Source organism: Neobacillus sp. WH10 (assembly GCF_030123405.1).
GTDB lineage: Bacteria > Bacillota > Bacilli > Bacillales > Cytobacillaceae > Neobacillus.
This window is the reverse complement of the sequence record NZ_CP126110.1, coordinates 854,204-871,637: the sequence shown is the minus strand read 5'-3', so window position 1 is coordinate 871,637 and position 17,434 is coordinate 854,204. Positions and strand designations below refer to the sequence as shown.

The following is a 17,434-nucleotide window of genomic DNA, read 5'->3' as shown; positions in this document are numbered from 1 at the left end:
CTCTCTACCCACACCAAAGGTAATGAATATTTAAAAAACTTCAAGGATTTCACTTGTGTTTTGATTAAATAAAGCGTAGTCTAAAAAATAAACTAGAAAATGGAGATGAGGTGTAGTCATGCAACAAGAAATTACTTTTATTCAAAGAGAAGAATTAAAGGACAAGCCCGATACGGCTTCCCTTGGTTTTGGAAAATATTTCAGCGATTACATGTTTGAGATGGATTATCACCGGGAAATCGGCTGGCATGATCCACGGATTGTTCCTTATGCACCAATAACGCTTGAACCGTCTGCAATGGTTTTTCATTATGGACAAGCCATTTTTGAAGGATTAAAGGCCTATAAGGGAACAGATGGCACAATTCAGCTCTTTCGACCAGAAAAAAATATGAAGCGATTGAATGATTCATGTGACAGGCTGTGTATTCCCCAAATTGATGAGGATTTTTTATTAGCTGCGATTAAACAATTAATTTTAACGGAAAAAGATTGGATTCCGGAAGGTGAAGGGACATCCCTTTACATTCGTCCATTTATTTTCTCAACGGAACCCTATCTTGGTGTCCGTCCAGCCAACCAATATAAGCTTCTGGTTATCCTCTCACCGTCAGGAGCCTATTACGGAACCCAATTAAGCCCTGTTAAAATATATGTTGAAGAGCAATATGTTCGGGCTGTTATTGGTGGAGTTGGCCATGTGAAGACCGCCGGAAATTATGCTGCAGGAATGAAGGCACAAGAAAAAGCCGAGGCCAATGGCTACGCTCAAATTCTTTGGCTGGATGCGAAAGATAATAAGTATGTTGAAGAAGTCGGCAGTATGAATATTTTCTTCAAGATTAATGGCGTAGTGGTAACACCAAGGTTGAATGGAAGCATTTTGCCAGGAGTTACACGTGATTCGGTTATTGAACTATTAAAATATTGGAAGATACCTGTTCGCGAAGCGAAAATTTCAATTGAAGAGGTTTTTGCCGCACATGAACGTGGTGAACTGGAAGAAGTCTTTGGTGCAGGAACAGCTGCCGTTATTTCACCCGTTGGCGAATTAAATTGGGAAGATCAGACAATCACAATCAATGATAATAAAATTGGCCAACTTTCACAGCGTATATATAATGAAATGACCGGAATACAGCTTGGAAAAAAGGAAGATCCATTTAACTGGATAGTTAAAGTGGCGCCGGTTGAAGTTTAAAAAATGGATTAAATTCAAAAGATCCAGTTGATAATGAAACTGGATCTTTTTTTCAGTCATCCTATATTATCTATTCAACTTCTGAAACTAGCGTAAATCGTTCATTTATGTGTTGTGGGTTTTCGATTTCATCTAACACAGCGATGCCAAAATCTGCATAGCTTACATAGCTTTGACCTTGAGCATTGACCATAATATGATCTTTACCTTTTTGATAAGCACCCGTTCTTTTGCCTTCAGGATTAAAGAATGCAGCTGGGCTGATAAAAGTCCAGTGAATATCAGTCGCTTTTTGTAGATCCTCTAGATTTTTTCCTTGATTTAATGCTGTTGGATAATACTCTTTCGGAAAATCAGGAGTATCCATTACACGAATTGTTTTTGCTTCATCAGCAAACAGACTTCCTGCACCACCGACAATGATTAATCTAGTTTGAGTTGCACCTTTGATTGCCTCTATTAATACTCTCCCTGCATCCACATGAAGATGTTCTTGACCAGGAGCTGCACCAAACGCATTTACAAGGACATCGAATACCTTCACATCTTCTGCTTTTAAGTCAAACACGTCTTTTTCCAATACCGAAACTTGTTGATTTTGAAGTTTTGCTGCGTTACGAACAATTGCAGTTACTTCATGACCTCTTTCAACAGCTTCCTTAAGAATAAAGCTTCCAGCTTTCCCGCTAGCGCCAATAATTGCTACTTTCATGTTGAAATCCTCCATTTATACTTAATTTTCATTTGTAACTTAATTGATTACATGTAATAATATAAGTTACAACTAAAGTATTTGTCAACAAACTTGCTGAATAATTTTTCAAACAATATTAAGGTAACAAGTATGATTAGTATCTATTCATACTTGCCCCTATTTATCATCAATCGGTTATACTTTATAATATAGATATTTCATGTTAAAGGAAGGTGAATTCATTGTCCATCAGTAGCCGTTTCGCTGTCGGAATTCATATACTTTCTCTATTGGAGATTAACAAAGGTGGCGTGAGTTCCTCAGAATATATTGCAAATAGTGTAAATACAAATCCAGTTGTGATAAGAAAGATTATGGGTATGCTTAAAAATGCGGGATTGGTAAACGTCAGGCCTGGGATTGCGGGGGCAGAACTAGCGAGGGACTTATCGGAAATTACACTGCTTAATGTCTATAAGGCTGTTAACGTTGTTCAGGAAAAAGAACTATTTGGCGTACATGACAGTCCGAATCCAGCTTGTCTTGTGGGAAGAAATATTCAAAATACGATTGGCCCCCTCTTTTCTGAGGCACAGCTTGCAATGGAAAAGTCACTGGGGAATGTAACCATTGAGGAAGTAGTAAAGGATTTATTAAAAAAGGAAAATCAAAATAAAGTAGATAATTAAAGTCCTATGTTAACCAAAAAGCGTTTTAAGGATCAAGTACCTATATTCTTTAATTTAGAAAAATAAATATTGATACCTGTATTCTTTTTCACATATACTGAAACCTTATTGGGACATATCCGTATATGTTAGATATCTTTACTATGTTTTGCTTGATAGTAAAAAATGAAAATAGATAGGTGATCAAATTGGGCTTTACCATATTACAAATTGGACAGTATGCATTTGAAGCTTATTATTGGCTAATCTTAATTGCCATTTTTGGCTCCTGGTTTCCTAATTTTCAATCAACAAAAGTTGGCGAATGGGTTTACAAGCTAGTCGAACCTTATTTAAGCTTCTTTAGGCGGTTTATTCCCCCTTTTGGGCCAATTGACTTCTCACCAATTATCGCATTATTTGCTTATCGGTATTTAAGTATATTTGCACTGGAAGGCCTCCGCCAATCATTGAATACAATTGGAGTATAGGAAATTTAGGCGAACAGTGACTGGTACTGTTCGCCCTGGATACTTTTCTCTCACTTTTTTCTATGGATCGGGCTCCAATATCCTCTATTGGAATACCTTACTCTCACATTTTTCATCGAAGCGGGCTCAATGACCCCTATTGGATACCTTTTTCTCGCTTTTTTCATCGAAGCGGGCTCCAATGACCCCTATTGGATACCTTTTTCTCGCTTTTTTCATCGAAGCGGGCTCCAATGACCCCTATTGGATACCTTTTTCTCTTTTTTTCACCGATTCGGGCTCCAATAATCTCTATTCCCAGACTTACCTGCTCATTAAGGAATTAGTAGAATTTTCCCCGTGCTCTTGCGGCTTTCTAGAAAACGATGTGCTTCCTGTCCATCTCGCAGCGCATATACCGTTGGCTCGGTTACCTTTAATTTTCCCGCCTCCATCCAGCGGAATAACTCTGCCGAACGGTTCACCCGTTCTTCATGAGTGGTGAGCACATTCCATAGATCCCCGCCAGTCAGCGTTTTTGAAGTATCCATTAACATTCTTGGATCTACCGGAGCCGGATCTCCCCCTGCCATTCCATAAAATACAACGGTTCCGCCGATGCGAGTTGCCGTAAAACTTTCTTGAAGAGTTGACCCAACTGAGTCATATACCACATCCACACCTTTTCCGTTTGTTACCTCTAACACTTCTCTCCTCCAATCATCCTTGTACAAGAAAACCTGATCAGCACCAGCTTCCTTCGCAGCAGCTGCTTTTTCCATGGAAGATGTTATTCCAATTACTTTTCCACCAAGCATCTTTATTATTTGGACGAGAAGCTGTCCGACACCGCCGGCTGCTGCATGTACTAACACAGTGTCATCCTTTTTCACTACATAACTATCCTGTGTTAAATAATGCGCAGTCAAGCCTTGTAGCAATACAGATGCTGCCCCAGCAAAAGTAATGGTTTCCGGGACTGGAATGGTTTTTTCCAATGGAACCGAGACTAACTCAGCATTAGAATATGGTACATCGGCAAATGCGATTCGCTCTCCGACGCTTATTCCTTGGACATTTGCTCCCGTCTTTTCTACAATTCCTGCCCCTTCATAACCCAAAATATATGGGGGCTTGCCTGCAAGATGATAGTTCCCTTTTCTTCTATATATATCTGCAAAATTCAAGCCAATTGCTTTCATCCTAACCAATATTTCATCTGGCCCAATCACTGGGTCAGCAATATCAATATATTCCAGTACTTCCGGTCCTCCGAATGTATTAAACACAAGTGCTTTCATATGTATGACCTCATCCTATTTTAATTTTTTAATACGCTATAATTTAATATGATTGCGATACGAAATGCAAATAAGGGGAGCTCATTCTGGCACTAATATCACCGAAAAAAATAGGGGGGAAATCTTACGGGTTCCTTATATTATCCAAAAATTTGTAGTAAGGGTCAGGAGTTCAGCTTAAGCCCCAAATAATATCCTCTGAATGTCGTAAAATTTGTAATAAGTGGCTGAAAATATGTTATAATTGGAGTAAAAGTCGACGTAGAAGGGAGCTACTACGTCGACTTTTTTGATTTATATCCTGGGAAAACCCTACGTAGAGAGCTTCTACATCGATGTTTGGGCTTAAAAATCCGAGAAAACCCTACGTAGAAAGCTTCTACATCTATGTTTTGGCTTAAAAATTCGAGAAAACCCTACGTAGAAAGCTTCTACATCGATGTTTGGGCTTAAAAATTCGAGAAAACCCTACGTAGAGAGCTTCTACATTGATGTTTGAGATTAAAATCTAAGAAACCCCCTACGTAGAAGGCTTCTACATCTATGTTTTGGCTTAAAATCCTGGAGAACCCCTACGCAAAAGGCTTCTACATCGATGTTTTAACTCAAGTCCTCGAAAACACCTACGTAGAAGGCTCTTTCCAACGTAACCGTGCTTTTTATTAATAAATAACAAAAAGCACCGCAAAATGCGGTGCCTGCTGTAACATAGTTTGACTTATATTTTATTGTGCAATTTTCATTTTTGTGCCTATTACTGTTAGAACATCTACGGAAAAATCAAATAGAATACTCAACTAATTTGTTCCGTTGATTATTTAATTTTTCAACAAGATCTTCATAATCCTTCATCTGAATCCCTAGCTTTTGCTTTCTTTCCCCGATCATTCTCACGACTTCTTTTGGACTAGGTCCGCCTTGGATGCTTCTAATTTCTACGAAGTATTCCGGTGAAATGATTTTTTTCCATTCCTGCTCTGTCAGTGCGACATCGACGAACCCGCTAATCATTTGGTTAATCTCGTCAATATTCCACTCGTATAATTCCTTTTGGGCACTGATAGTTTTTTTAGAAATGAAGCTTGCAATGGAATGTGCTTTTCTAAAAGAGATGCCATAGTCTCTCGCTAGTGTGTCTGCTAGTTCAGTAATTGTCACGCTTGATTTATTCGCCATTTTTTTAGTATGCTCGTCGTTTACCTTTAGAGTTGTAATCACGGCATACATTAATTTCATTACCCGATTGGCATTCGTAAATGCTCGATATAAATGGGGCTGTAAATCATCCTCGGTATCGACAATATCTCCAAAAGGAGTATTATGAATCATGTTCATGGCTGCCAGTGCGTCACCATAGGCACTGCTTGCAATCGAGCGTGAATGTTCAATCGATACCGGATTTCGCTTCTGCGGCATTATACTGCTGACCTGCACATATGGATCAGCCACATAGAAGGAACCAAATTCCCTTGTCACATGCTGCAAGAAATCCTGAATCCATCTTCCTGTGTTCACCATACAGGTCATCAAAGCAGATGACGTTTCCAGCAAATAATCGGCTCCCCCTATAGAGTCATAGGAGTTTTCAATGATTTTATCAAATCCTAAAAGCTCACAGGTGCGTGCTCGGCAGATTGGAAAACCCGTTGTGGTCAACGCAGCAGCACCCAGTGATGATTGATTGACTGTTTCATAGGCTGACCATAACCGTTTAATGTCCCGTTGTAATACATCATAAATGGCCAATAAATAGTGTCCTAGCGTAGTAGGCTGGGCTGGCTGGGTATGCGTATAGCCGGTTATATAGGTTTCCGTATGCTGTTCTGCCTGCTCCAATAAAGCATCGCTTAACCGATAAGAATTGTGTAATAACTTTAATAGATGCTCCCTTAATACTAAACGGTACATGGCCACACCCATATCGTTTCGGCTACGGCCAATATGAATTTTTCCTGCTAATTCTGTACCGATTTCTTCGCCAATTTTTGCCTCCATCATGAAAAACAAGTCTTCAAACTGTGGTTGATACATTATTTGACTGATGTCAGTCTTCGCTACTTTATTAATGCCCTTTAACATCTCTCTAGCTTCATCCGCTATAATGATGTTTTGTTCTTCGAGCATGATCACATGGGCACGGTGAATATCAAACATAACATGGAATAAGAAATCCCGCTGATCATTAAATACAGGCATTAACAGTTCTTCCACATAGGTTTTTCCTGGAAAATCAGTACCTTCAGTTTTGATAAATTCCTCTAGCTTACTCATCTTTTCATCTCCGTTTGATTCAACTAACAATCAGTGCAGGATGGAAAGAACCCCCACTAATTGAAGTTTCATTTATGACAATGATTGTTCGGCTTTTACTCCGAAAAACTTATTTGAAATAAATAGAACAACAGCAATTAAGGCAATTTGAATCATTCCGTATGCTGCAGCCTGGCCCATATTAAACATTCTGAGCTGATTCATGATTTCAATTGATATCGGTCGATTGGATATTGTATACAATAATACAGATGTTGGAAATTCACCAACAGACTCTACGAATGCCAGTAATGTTCCCGATAAGACACCTGGCATAATAATCGGTAGGATGACCCTCCTAAAGGTATAAAACCAGCGAGCCCCGAGATTTCTAGATGCCTCCTCAATGGAATCGTCTAATTGTTCAAGAACAGCATTAGTTGACCTTACTACTAAAGGTATGTGACGAACAAAATAGGCGAGCGGCAGGATCCAAAATGTACCAACCAAAATGTTTCCGAAAGAAAAAATATTGGGCTCATTAAACGCAAAGATCAAATTCATCCCGATAACGGTAGCAGGTAGAGCCCATGGAATCATAACTAAAATATCCACAAAATTCTTACCGATAAATTTCCGTTTTACAAGAAGATAAGACGTTACAACGCCAAACACTAAGTTTCCAGCTGTTGCGATGAACGCCAGGATTAAACTATTCTTTAAAGGCTTAAAGATATTTGGATCCTGTAGCAATAATCGATAGTTTTCAAAGTTAAAAACGGATGGATAGGTTTGCCATGTCCATGTTCCGTCTGGTACTAACGAAAGGAGCAGGATGGTGAAATGCGGCAGCAGCAGGATAATGACCCCTATGATACCGATCAAAACCATAACCCATTTCATCACTGGATTTTTCACCTCACTGCGATGGGCACCAATCCCTTTGGTTGCCATTCTGTAATCCTTCCTGTTTTGATACCATCGCATAAATAATAAGAAGGCAATCGAAACAATTGACAGGATGACTGATTGAGTAGCGGCAACCTCCATATCTCCATTTATTTTTGAAAAATAGATTTGCAGACTTAGTACACGGTACCCGCCTGCCAATAAGAAAGGAGCACTAAAAGATGCCATTGAAATCATAAAAACAAGCAGGGATGCTGCAACAATCGCAGGGGTCAATAAAGGAAACGTTACCTTCCAAAACACCTTGAATCGACTAGCACCCAAATTGTAAGCAGCTTCCTCTAGACTCGGGTCAATTTTATTAATCGCCGACGATACTGTCATATAGAAATATACATACATCGTATAGGCATGGACAATTAAGATCCCCGAAACCCCGCCAATTTTAAATGGTACTTTTTCCAGTCCAAATAAATCCTTTATTGCATTGGGGATTAAGCCTGTCTCCCCATATAAAAACATAAATGCCATTACACCTACCAATGATGGGAGAACGATTGGCATGATAGCGGCTGAGGAAAAAAAACTTCTGCCGGGAAAATCATAACGATTGAAAATAAACGCGAGAGGAATGCCAATGAGTGCACTAACAAGCACACTTAATAGTGAAATATAAACCGAATTCCATAAGGCCTCGAGATTGGTTTTGGATTCCTGGCTAAAGAAATCCTGATAATTGGCGAGCGATGTGCCGCGTTCTGTTTGTAGACTTTCGAAAAAAGTCCTTAGTGAAGGATACAGAACATAGGCAACCAATACTAACAGAACCGGAATCAGCAGTAGTATAGTAAACCTAGTATCACGATTTTTTATCATGAGACATCACCACTTACGACCGGAATAATACGGATTTGGTCTTCAGGCAGCTGTACCCAAACATCTGCCCCAGACTTTAGATGATTAGACCTATTGTTTAATAGATTCGCTTGAAGAAGCAGCCCTTCCACATTCACACTAAGATTGATGACTGAACCAAAAAATTCAACTTCCTCAATTTTCCCTTTAAGTATGTTTGTTCCGTCTGTCTGCTTTTCAAAAATTTTAATAGCCTCTGGTCGAATAGATAAGGAAAGATCACTTTTTGTGTCTGGATTAAAATTATATGGATGATTATGTACAGCCAATTCTTTCGACTTAGAGCCAACTTGGGCAGATACAAAAACATGGTCTTTTTCAACCCTATCAACTTTTACTGGGAAAAGATTTATTTCACCTATAAAACTAGCAACAAAATCATTCGCCGGCTGATTATAAATTTCGGAAGGTGTTCCAACTTGGTGGCATACCCCAAAGTTAAAAACAGCAATTCGGTCACTCATAGATAAAGCTTCAGCCTGGTCATGGGTTACATAAATGGTCGTAATCTTGTATTCCTTTTGCAGCCTCAATATTTCGCTCCGCATCTCATCCCGGAGCTTGGCATCCAAATTGCTCAGCGGCTCATCAAGGAGAAGAATTTCAGGTTCAATGACTAATGCCCTTGCCAAGGCGACGCGCTGCTGTTGTCCTCCACTTAACTGACTCACTTGACGATCGGAATATTTCTCGAGCCTTACTTTACGCAGTACGTCTTGTACCCGTGTTTTCAGTTCATTTGCAGCAATTTTTCTTACTCTTAAACCAAAAGCTACATTTTCAAAAACCGTCATATGAGGAAAAAGGGCATAGTTTTGAAAAACCATGCCCGTATTTCTTTTTTCAGGAGGTACGCGCGTCATATCTTTATCGCCAAAACGAATAATCCCTTTTGTCGGATAATAAAAGCCAGCAATCATCCTCAGGGTAGTGGTTTTTCCACAACCGCTCGGTCCAAGAAAGGTAAAGAATTCCCCATCCTTTATTTCCAGGTTTAAATGATCTACCGCTATTACTTTTCCAAACGCTTTTTGGACATGCTCTATCTTTATTGACGCCATTACCTACCACTTCCTATTGTTTAATTTCTTTTGCACCACTCTTGATGTTTTCGTCCCAATACTTCATCCAGCCGTCACTTTCTTTTTGGAAGACTTTCCAGTCGATATCCATCTTTTTAATTTCAGTATCAGTGATCCATTTTGGAAGGTCTTTCACGTCTGTTCTAGTCGGGATTCGATAGAATTCTTCAGCCAATAATTTTGCAGCTTCAGGTGTATTAACAAATTCATAGAATGCCTCAGCAGCCTTAGGATGTGGTGCACCCTTCACAACTGCGATACCTTCAGTCAAGACAGGTGTTCCGCTTTTTGGCACTATAAATTCAAATGGATAGTTTTTGTTTTCCTTCAACATAACAACATCAGGCATTGCCCAGACAGAGATAACACCTTCACCCTTGGCCACTTTGTTGTACATCATCTCAGGGTTAGCAGAATATTCCTTTGTATTTGCATCCAGATTTTTCAACCATTCATATCCTTTTGCCGGATCATTTGAATCTTTGAAATCACGATAAATCATAGAAGAAAAAATTGTTCTCATTGTTCCTGATGCAAGAGGATAACGAATAATAATTTTATCCTTCCACTTGGCATCCAATAATTCATCCCAATCCTTAGGGGCATCTTCCTTTTTAACCTCTTTACTGTTATACATGATAACTTCAGGTGTTTGACTAGTACCGGACCAATTCCAGTCAGCGTCGTGGAAGCCGTCATCAAGGCTTCCTGCATAAGATGGTTTATATGGTGCAAGCAGCCCTTCATCCTTCGCCTGGTCAAAGTTTACGGAAGGTGCTCCCCACCATACATCCGCTTGCGGATTATTTTTTTCAGAGCGAATACGGTCAAGGACCTCTTGTGAACCCATGTCAAGCCACTCAACATCTACATTGTATTTTGCTTCAAATTGTTGTTCGAATTTAGATAGGATGTCTTTACCGTGTGGTGAATAGACGACAATTTTCTCTTCTAGTTTTGCTTCTTTTTTGTCGTCCGGTTTCTTTGAAGGTGTGTTAGAAGTTTTCTCTGCGTCACCGCCACAAGCTGCAAGCAATAGTGATGCCGATAACGTTAAAGCGGTAATAATCGATACCTTTTTCTTATTTTTCACAAAAAATCCCCCTCATTAAGAAAAGTTAATAATACTTTCATGTTCCCGTAAAAATAATGAAACCGCTCCCAAAACACCCGCATCTTCTCCTAATTGTGAAATTTTCAATTCTACTGAACTAGGAAGATAGTGATCAACAATTTCACGGAGTTTAGGTAAAATGAATTCAGATGACTTAAACACACCACCTCCCAAAATTATAACCTCCGGATTTAATAAACTAGCTGCATTAATAATTCCATAGGCTATATGCTCAATCGCCTCATCGACTACCTTAAGGGCGATCACGTCTTCTTTTTTCGCAAGAGTAAACGCCATTTCACCAGTTAGTTCTTCTGATTTAGCTTGCTCGTATAAGGGATGGCCTGGACTTTGCTTTACTAATTTTGTGAGTTTGTCACCGATTGCCTTTCCTCCAGCCACACTTTCTAAATAACCGTAGCGATGAAAAATGGGCTTGAATTCATTTTTCATATCGTTTTTATCCGTTACCATGTACCCCATTTCACCTGCGGCATTGATGGATCCTCGATATAGCTGGTTATGAATAATGATACCGCCTCCGATCCCGGTGCCAATGGCGATGAACAACACATTTTCCTTGTGTTTTGCATTTCCAAGCCATTGTTCTCCAAGTGCGGCTACATTTACATCATTATCCACGTAAATTGGAAAGGACAAATATCGTTCAGCTTCTTTGATGAAGGGATAACGTACCCAATTTAAGCTGGGGGCTTCTGTTACGATGCCGCACGTTGTATCAGTAATCCCTGGTACTCCTGCTCCCATTCCCAGAATCTTTTGCTGATCAATATCATTCTTTTGAATCATCACACCAATTTCTTTAGCGATTTTTTTTAATAGACCAGTATTTAAATAGTGTTCTGTTTGAAAAGTGCTGGCAGCAACAATATTTCCATTTAAGTCACTGATGACTATTTTTACTTTTGTACCGCCAATGTCAGCGCCAATAATATAGGCTGCTTTTTCATTAAAATAAAGATGAATCGGTCTTCTCCCTCCCTGTGAGGTGGATTCTCCAATTCCTTTCTCGATTACCCACTTTTCCTGGATCAGTTCATCAACCAGAAATGAGACTGTTGGTTTACTAATTTTCATTTTCCCAGCAATTTCTGCCCTTGAGATTGGAGCATGTTCCAAAATACACTGCAATATTCTCTTTTTGTTTTGTGTCTTGATTTGCATTTTGTTTTCATTGGTACCCATTGCATCACGGCCTTAATCATTTTGTTAAGTTAGTTAGTTTTGAGAATTAACTAAAATATAACTCATAAGGTAACCGTTTACAACAATTATTTTTAAAAATTCGATAATTATAATAATACCTACCATATAGTCTAATATAACTATACTTTCATTGCCTATAGGACGAAATAACTGTTTTAATTTTCTGAATATGGAGAGTATTTACTTTTTCCCTCTGAGGTGTTAAGTATTAAGTGTGGAAGTTTTCTACAGTTAGTTAAGTAGTTTAACTAACATATTGACTGCTAGTGCAAAGGGAGGGTACAAGGTTAGAAATTAATTACTTAAAAATGAAAGGGGTTACAAAGGTGAAAAAATTTTTTCTTGGATTACTTGCTGTTCTCTTGGTAGTTTCGTTACTGCCATTTGGCGGAAGTGCTGCAAAAGCACAGGAACCAGATGTGGATCTTTGGAATGCTGTAAAACCTCTTGAAACGACTGTTACTTTTCTTAATACTGGTGCACACCCTGATGACGAGAGAAGTGATTTTCTAGCCTATTTATCCAGGGGCCTAGGTGTAAAAACTTCAAGTTTAATCGGTAACCGTGGTGAAGGCGGGCAGAATGAAATTGGTGACGAACTAGGAAATGGTTTAGGTATCATCCGCTCAAGAGAAATGATTGAAGCCGCTAAGATTACTGGGGTCAAGGCTTATCATCTTAGCGAAACAACATCTGATGCTATTTATGATTTTGGTTTTTCCAAAAGCCCTGAAGATACATTAGCAAAATGGGGAGAAGGGTTAACATACGAGCGCTTAATTCGCTTTATTCGTACGTATCAGCCAGATATTGTTATGCCTTCATTTAGAAATGATCCTTCTCAGCACGGGCATCACCGGGCAATGGAAATTCTTTCTGAACGAGCCTTTGAAGATGCTGCAAATCCAGCTATTTACCCTGAGCAATTAAAAGAGGGATTATCTGTTTGGCAGGTAAAGAAACTCTATTTACCAGCAGTATCGAAAGCTATGGCAACAACCTCTATTGAAATCGGCATGTACGACCCAATTTACAAAATGACCTACCCTCAATTAGGAGAACAATCTCGTTATATGCATAAAAGCCAAGGGATGGGCAGTGATATTCCGGCTGCACCAAGACAAGTCGATCTTGAATTACTCAAAACAGCAGTAGGAAACCAACCAGAACTTTTTGCAGGAGTCCCATATAATTTTAGCGAATGGGCAAAAGAACTTCCGAAGACTGAAAATGATCTAAAAGTGCACTTTACGGATCTCCAAAGCAAATTAGACTCCATCGTTTCTTCGTATCCTAGTAAGGAGAAAGTATTTGAGCAATCACAGAATGCCTTAAAAGAAGTGCGTAATTTACTAAACAAAACAAAGCAAGCTAACCTATCTGCAGATTTAAAAAGTGATTTACTTCATAAGCTTTCCTTAAAAGAAGAGCAATTGCAGACTGCCAGCTTTACAGCATCACAGTTGGATGTTAGCGCTTCTTCCGAATTCAATATCCTTACAAAAGGACAAACGACAAATGTTACCGTAACACTAAAGAATAACGGTAAGCAAAAACTACACAATGTTAGTGCTGATTTATTAGTTCCAGATGGCTGGAACATTACCTCTAAGAATAACGCAAGTAACTTGGATCCAGGAGAATCTAGAAAAATTTCCTATCAGGTGGTGGTTCCTGAAGATGCCGAGTATTACCATGCCTACAAAACACCTGCCATTCAAGCAAAAGTCAACTATGATTCCACAGGTTCAAAAACAAGCCAAATCAAAGCTTTAAACGGTACAATCGCAGTTCTTCCGGATGTTGGACTCACCTTATCTCCTGAAGATATTGTCGTTAATACAGCTGATGTGCAGGAGAAAATTCCTGTTACCGTTAAGGTTAAAAATTACCGTGACGGTGCTGCCCAATCATCTGTAACCTTAAAGGTTCCGGAAGGATGGAAGGTCTCTCCAAGTAAAGCAGAAGTTGCTTTTAACAAGCATTTAGATGAAAAAGATGTAGACTTTACGTTAACACCGCCAAAAAATATTAAAGCAGGTAACTTTAAAATTGTCGCTGAAGCAGCGGTTAACGGCAAAACCTTTAATTCCACTGTTCAAAAAATCAACTATGACCATATCGGAACCTTTTATTATGAGTATCCTGCACAAGTAAACGGTGTAGCCTTTGAACTTTTGAAGAATGACAACTTAAAAATTGGTTATGTTGAAAGCGGATTTGATAAAGTCGCAGATTATCTAAATAACGCTGGACTAAATGTAACAAAACTAACAGAATCCGATTTGAAAACAGCCGATTTAAGTAAATACGATAGCATCGTTATTGGGATTCGTGCTTACCTCTCAAGAGCAGACCTAATCGCAAATAACGAGCGTCTTAAACAATATGTTTATAATGGCGGGCACTTAGTTGTTCAGTATCATAAACCAGGTGACGGATGGAACGCCCAAACGACTGCTCCATATCCATTAACGATTGGAGATGTGTCCATTAAATGGAGAGTAACTGACGAAAATGCTAAAGTGACGGTATTACAACCTAACTCCCCTCTTTTCAACTATCCAAATAAAATTACCGACAGTGATTGGGATCATTGGATTCAAGAAAGAGGTTTATACTATCCTATGAAGTGGGATAGCCATTATGAAACATTTGTCAGCATGGCTGACCCAGGTGAAGCGCCATTCGATGGCGGGATCCTAATGGCAAAATACGGCCAAGGGACATACCTTTATACAAACCTTGTTTTCTATCGTCAAATCCAAGGGCAAGTTCCAGGCGGCTACCGCATTTTCACAAATTTAATCAGCTATGGAGCAAATAACTAATATGAATAAAACAGTCCCTCAAAGTCCCAATGCAGGGACTGTTTTCTTTCTAGCCATAGATTATTAGGATGCCGTTTTGCTATAATACTAGTAATCCCTTATAACATCTAGAAAAAGTCTCCGCAGATTTCAGGGGTTTGTTTTTAAAAAAGCTAAAAGGAGGCTCCTCTATGTTTGAAATCAAAGGAAAAGAAAAAATCTTCGTTTACACAGGTCCCGATGGCTCTGGAAGAAAAACGATTGCTAAAATGGTTGCTACCGCATTTGATATGGAAACCGTTCTCTCTTACACTACCCGTTCTCCCCGACATTATGAAAAAAATGGCGAAGACTACCACTTCGTTACTGAAGAAACCTTTAAACAAATGCAATCTCAACAGGAATTTCTTGAAAGTGTCGAGATTGATGGCATTCATTATGGCATTCGTGAACAAGATATCGTTGAAGCCTTTCAAAACCATGATTACGTCTATTTAACTTTAAATCCTGAAGGTACTGAAAAATTAAAAACGATGTATGGTGATGGCGTCGTCCGTATTTTTATTTATGCCAATCGTGACACTGTTATTCAAAGGCAGCAAGACCGCCAAGATAATGATGAAGTTATAGAGCGGCATTTGACTCATTATGATGAGATCATGAGCTACAAAAATAGTTGTGAACATGCCTTTGAAAACTACGATTCCCCACAGGTTGCTTACCAAATTAGCGAATTAATTGAAACCTTTTTAGACAGAGATCTCACTGTTACTGATTATTAAGGAAACAATACGAAAAAATTAAAGGCGGACAGTAATTATGTACTGTTCGCCTTAGTTTTTATTTCTTAATCAGGTGGACTGGAGACATTTTGGACTTGTAATCTTTGATTTTTGTCTTTAATAAATTATATTAACGACATTTTTGCTTGTCATCTAAAAATTTTGTTCTTAATAAGGAGGATTGCCTTTTTCTATAGTATGTACCTCATTGAAATCTCCAGAATCCATTCAGTATTTCAAAAAGCCCGTTTTGACCCGTTCCGGTCAAGTTTACTAAGAAGGGGGTTTCTCCTTTTTCTATTAAAACCTTCTCAGCAATTCCCTCACCATTTGGTGTACAAAACAACAGCTTCGTTCCGGCCATTTCTACTTTCCTACACCGTGCGTTAATGGTTGAATCTTCAAACTCTTCCCCATTCTTCAGATCAAACAGTCTTCCCCATATGGCTAATGTGTTCTCAATGTTATGGACCACAAAACCGACACTCTTAAATTGTGGATTCCCTGTCGAGTGTGACTCAATCAATCCCTGCTCCTCTAATTCTAAACGTCTCTCGACATCAGATTTTTCCCATTGAATAAAAAATGGCAGCATCAGCTCTTTGTCTGCAGCTTCAGGGAATAACAGTGACCACCTGATGACTTGACCATCTGCACGAACCCGCTCACCTGGGAGTGGACCATACACTTTGAATCCTTCATCTTTAAGTCTGAAGGCTAATCGCTCAATATTATCAGTTCGAATGGCAATTGTGGCAGGACCTTCCCTTTTTTCTCCTGACAATTGCTCCACGATATGAGTAATCAGTCGGTTTTCTTCCTGCCTCTCCGCCACCGGCAAATTTTCAATTCCTAAAAACTCAATATAACTTAAACCAAAGTAGGTCAATGAATTATAGGTGCCCCAAATTTCATGACGACCGCCCTTGAAAGCGTGAATTCCTCTTTGTTTTAAAAGAGGAATGGCCTCCTCCGGCTTATTAGAAAAAAACACTAAATGATCAAAGGAAAAAGACATCTTGTTACTCCTTTCTTAATTGTAGGATTTAGATGAATGAAGATTTCCGGCAATTTGCATAAGACCGGCTTGAAGCAAATATGATTACAATAAGCATCCTATATAAGGGGGTTGTTCCTAAATGGCCATTTTTAATAAAATCGCATTATTTTTTGTTATTTTGTATTCTGTCATTATAATTATAAATACTTATCTAGGAGAAAGTGAACGGATTCAATCCAATGTGATGTACTTTTTAATGAATGGCTTTGCCTATATTGTCTCAGCATTAGAAGTTGATAAGGAAAAACAAATTGTCTTTGAAACGGTAGATTAAATTTATATTTGTGCGATAAGATTTTATTAAACGTTTCGATTAGTTTTTTCCTTCTTTAAGTTATGGATATTACATGACATATTTCTCAAAAGAAAAAGGTGCCTGATCGACAGGCACTTTTTCTGAGATATCATTCATTTTACCCCGTAGGCAACTTGATTTTATCCAATATCGATGAAAGATACTTTCTGACCGTTCCAAATTGCATATGAGCGATTTTCTTAGTGCTTTCGCTATTTCCAAACGATTCTATTACGTTTTGTTCTGGAGCGGTTTCACTGAAATCTTCGTCGATTAGTTCAGAAGAATAGATTCGCTCTCCGTTGATAATATGGCGAATCGAACCTGCTAACTCCTCACTGGGACTATCTTTTAATAAATACCCTCTTACATCCGCATTTAATGCCCGCTGAAAATAGCCATTCCGGGCAAATGTAGTTAAAATGATGACTTTGCAGCCATATGGCTTTAATGCTTCTGCTGCCTCTAACCCACTTTTTTCAGGCATCTCTATGTCCATGAGACAAACATCGGGCTTTAAAAGGTGGACAAGCGTCAGTGCCTCTTCTCCATTTTCCGCCTTCCCGACTACTTCCATATCTTCTTCCAAATTGAGGAGGGAACCAATTGCTGCTAACAGCATTTCCTGATCCTCAGCAATGACAATTCGAATCATG

15 protein-coding genes are annotated in these 17,434 nt (G+C 38.9%); 6 read left to right on the top strand and 9 right to left on the bottom strand.

Annotated features, from left to right (window positions below; all coding sequences use genetic code 11):
* Positions 1-118 precede the first annotated feature (118 nt).
* Positions 119-1,201: a branched-chain amino acid aminotransferase gene (locus QNH20_RS04015; RefSeq protein WP_283921631.1), complete on the top strand. Its 1,083-nt coding sequence runs from the start codon at positions 119-121 to the stop codon at positions 1,199-1,201.
* A gap of 70 nt (positions 1,202-1,271) precedes the next feature.
* Here the strand turns inward: QNH20_RS04015 and QNH20_RS04010 are convergent, their stop codons facing one another.
* Positions 1,272-1,913 carry an NAD(P)-dependent oxidoreductase gene (locus QNH20_RS04010; RefSeq protein WP_283921630.1) on the bottom strand — a complete coding sequence of 214 codons (642 nt, stop codon included), beginning with the start codon at positions 1,911-1,913 and terminating at the stop codon, positions 1,272-1,274.
* A 224-nt stretch (positions 1,914-2,137) separates the two neighbouring features.
* Here QNH20_RS04010 and QNH20_RS04005 point away from each other — a divergent pair, with 224 nt between their 5' ends.
* Complete coding sequence (locus tag QNH20_RS04005; protein WP_283921629.1) at positions 2,138-2,584, top strand: Rrf2 family transcriptional regulator; 447 nt, start codon at positions 2,138-2,140, stop codon at positions 2,582-2,584.
* A 188-nt stretch (positions 2,585-2,772) separates the two neighbouring features.
* A complete protein-coding gene (locus tag QNH20_RS04000) occupies positions 2,773-3,054 on the top strand; it encodes a YggT family protein (RefSeq protein ID WP_283921628.1) in 282 nt (93 codons plus the stop codon).
* Between the two features lie 314 nt (positions 3,055-3,368).
* Here QNH20_RS04000 and QNH20_RS03995 read toward each other — a convergent pair whose 3' ends face one another.
* The 6 genes from QNH20_RS03995 to QNH20_RS03970 all read right to left on the bottom strand — a co-directional run bounded on the left by QNH20_RS03995 (position 3,369) and on the right by QNH20_RS03970 (position 11,810).
* Entirely contained in the window at positions 3,369-4,334 is a 966-nt protein-coding gene (locus QNH20_RS03995; protein WP_283921627.1) for a quinone oxidoreductase family protein, read from the bottom strand.
* A 780-nt stretch (positions 4,335-5,114) separates the two neighbouring features.
* Positions 5,115-6,605 carry an argininosuccinate lyase gene (gene argH / locus QNH20_RS03990; protein WP_283921626.1) on the bottom strand — a complete coding sequence of 497 codons (1,491 nt, stop codon included), beginning with the start codon at positions 6,603-6,605 and terminating at the stop codon, positions 5,115-5,117.
* Positions 6,606-6,677: 72 nt separating this feature from the next.
* Positions 6,678-8,369 (bottom strand): ABC transporter permease, encoded by a 1,692-nt coding sequence (locus QNH20_RS03985; protein ID WP_283921625.1) that lies wholly within the window; start codon positions 8,367-8,369, stop codon positions 6,678-6,680.
* On the bottom strand, positions 8,366-9,469 hold the full coding sequence (locus QNH20_RS03980; RefSeq protein WP_283921624.1) for an ABC transporter ATP-binding protein: 1,104 nt from the start codon (positions 9,467-9,469) through the stop codon (positions 8,366-8,368). The genes QNH20_RS03985 and QNH20_RS03980 overlap by 4 nt, the downstream gene beginning before the upstream one ends.
* Before the next feature lie 13 nt (positions 9,470-9,482).
* Positions 9,483-10,583 (bottom strand): extracellular solute-binding protein, encoded by a 1,101-nt coding sequence (locus tag QNH20_RS03975; RefSeq protein ID WP_283921623.1) that lies wholly within the window; start codon positions 10,581-10,583, stop codon positions 9,483-9,485.
* A gap of 15 nt (positions 10,584-10,598) precedes the next feature.
* Positions 10,599-11,810, bottom strand: coding sequence for an ROK family transcriptional regulator (locus tag QNH20_RS03970; protein WP_283921622.1), 1,212 nt, complete (start codon positions 11,808-11,810; stop codon positions 10,599-10,601).
* A 347-nt stretch (positions 11,811-12,157) separates the two neighbouring features.
* Here QNH20_RS03970 and QNH20_RS03965 point away from each other — a divergent pair, with 347 nt between their 5' ends.
* Together QNH20_RS03965 and QNH20_RS03960 are read left to right on the top strand one after the other, a co-directional pair.
* Positions 12,158-14,662: an NEW3 domain-containing protein gene (locus QNH20_RS03965; protein WP_283921621.1), complete on the top strand. Its 2,505-nt coding sequence runs from the start codon at positions 12,158-12,160 to the stop codon at positions 14,660-14,662.
* 170 nt (positions 14,663-14,832) lie between these two features.
* The gene (locus QNH20_RS03960; protein ID WP_283921620.1) at positions 14,833-15,423 is read left to right on the top strand and encodes a guanylate kinase; all 591 of its coding nucleotides are present in this window, start codon (positions 14,833-14,835) and stop codon (positions 15,421-15,423) included.
* A gap of 205 nt (positions 15,424-15,628) precedes the next feature.
* Here the strand turns inward: QNH20_RS03960 and QNH20_RS03955 are convergent, their stop codons facing one another.
* Entirely contained in the window at positions 15,629-16,441 is an 813-nt protein-coding gene (locus QNH20_RS03955) for a VOC family protein (RefSeq protein ID WP_283921619.1), read from the bottom strand.
* A 121-nt stretch (positions 16,442-16,562) separates the two neighbouring features.
* On the opposite strand from QNH20_RS03955, the gene QNH20_RS03950 reads away from it, so the two are divergent.
* The gene (locus tag QNH20_RS03950; RefSeq protein WP_283921618.1) at positions 16,563-16,757 is read left to right on the top strand and encodes a hypothetical protein; all 195 of its coding nucleotides are present in this window, start codon (positions 16,563-16,565) and stop codon (positions 16,755-16,757) included.
* Positions 16,758-16,896: 139 nt separating this feature from the next.
* Here the strand turns inward: QNH20_RS03950 and QNH20_RS03945 are convergent, their stop codons facing one another.
* Positions 16,897-17,433 carry a response regulator gene (locus tag QNH20_RS03945; protein ID WP_283921617.1) on the bottom strand — a complete coding sequence of 179 codons (537 nt, stop codon included), beginning with the start codon at positions 17,431-17,433 and terminating at the stop codon, positions 16,897-16,899.
* Position 17,434 lies beyond the last annotated feature (1 nt).

What these genes read in the sequence shown, in the direction of transcription:
- QNH20_RS04015 (WP_283921631.1), top strand. Translation starts at nt 119, where the DNA reads ATGCAACAAGAAATTACTTTTATTCAAAGAGAAGAATTAAAGGACAAG.
- QNH20_RS03995 (WP_283921627.1), bottom strand. Translation starts at nt 4,334, where the DNA reads ATGAAAGCACTTGTGTTTAATACATTCGGAGGACCGGAAGTACTGGAA.
- QNH20_RS03955 (WP_283921619.1), bottom strand. Translation starts at nt 16,441, where the DNA reads ATGTCTTTTTCCTTTGATCATTTAGTGTTTTTTTCTAATAAGCCGGAG.
- QNH20_RS03980 (WP_283921624.1), bottom strand. Translation starts at nt 9,469, where the DNA reads ATGGCGTCAATAAAGATAGAGCATGTCCAAAAAGCGTTTGGAAAAGTA.
- QNH20_RS03945 (WP_283921617.1), bottom strand. Translation starts at nt 17,433, where the DNA reads ATGATTCGAATTGTCATTGCTGAGGATCAGGAAATGCTGTTAGCAGCA.
- QNH20_RS04010 (WP_283921630.1), bottom strand. Translation starts at nt 1,913, where the DNA reads ATGAAAGTAGCAATTATTGGCGCTAGCGGGAAAGCTGGAAGCTTTATT.
- QNH20_RS03985 (WP_283921625.1), bottom strand. Translation starts at nt 8,369, where the DNA reads ATGATAAAAAATCGTGATACTAGGTTTACTATACTACTGCTGATTCCG.
- QNH20_RS03970 (WP_283921622.1), bottom strand. Translation starts at nt 11,810, where the DNA reads ATGGGTACCAATGAAAACAAAATGCAAATCAAGACACAAAACAAAAAG.
- QNH20_RS03950 (WP_283921618.1), top strand. Translation starts at nt 16,563, where the DNA reads ATGGCCATTTTTAATAAAATCGCATTATTTTTTGTTATTTTGTATTCT.
- QNH20_RS03960 (WP_283921620.1), top strand. Translation starts at nt 14,833, where the DNA reads ATGTTTGAAATCAAAGGAAAAGAAAAAATCTTCGTTTACACAGGTCCC.
- argH (WP_283921626.1), bottom strand. Translation starts at nt 6,605, where the DNA reads ATGAGTAAGCTAGAGGAATTTATCAAAACTGAAGGTACTGATTTTCCA.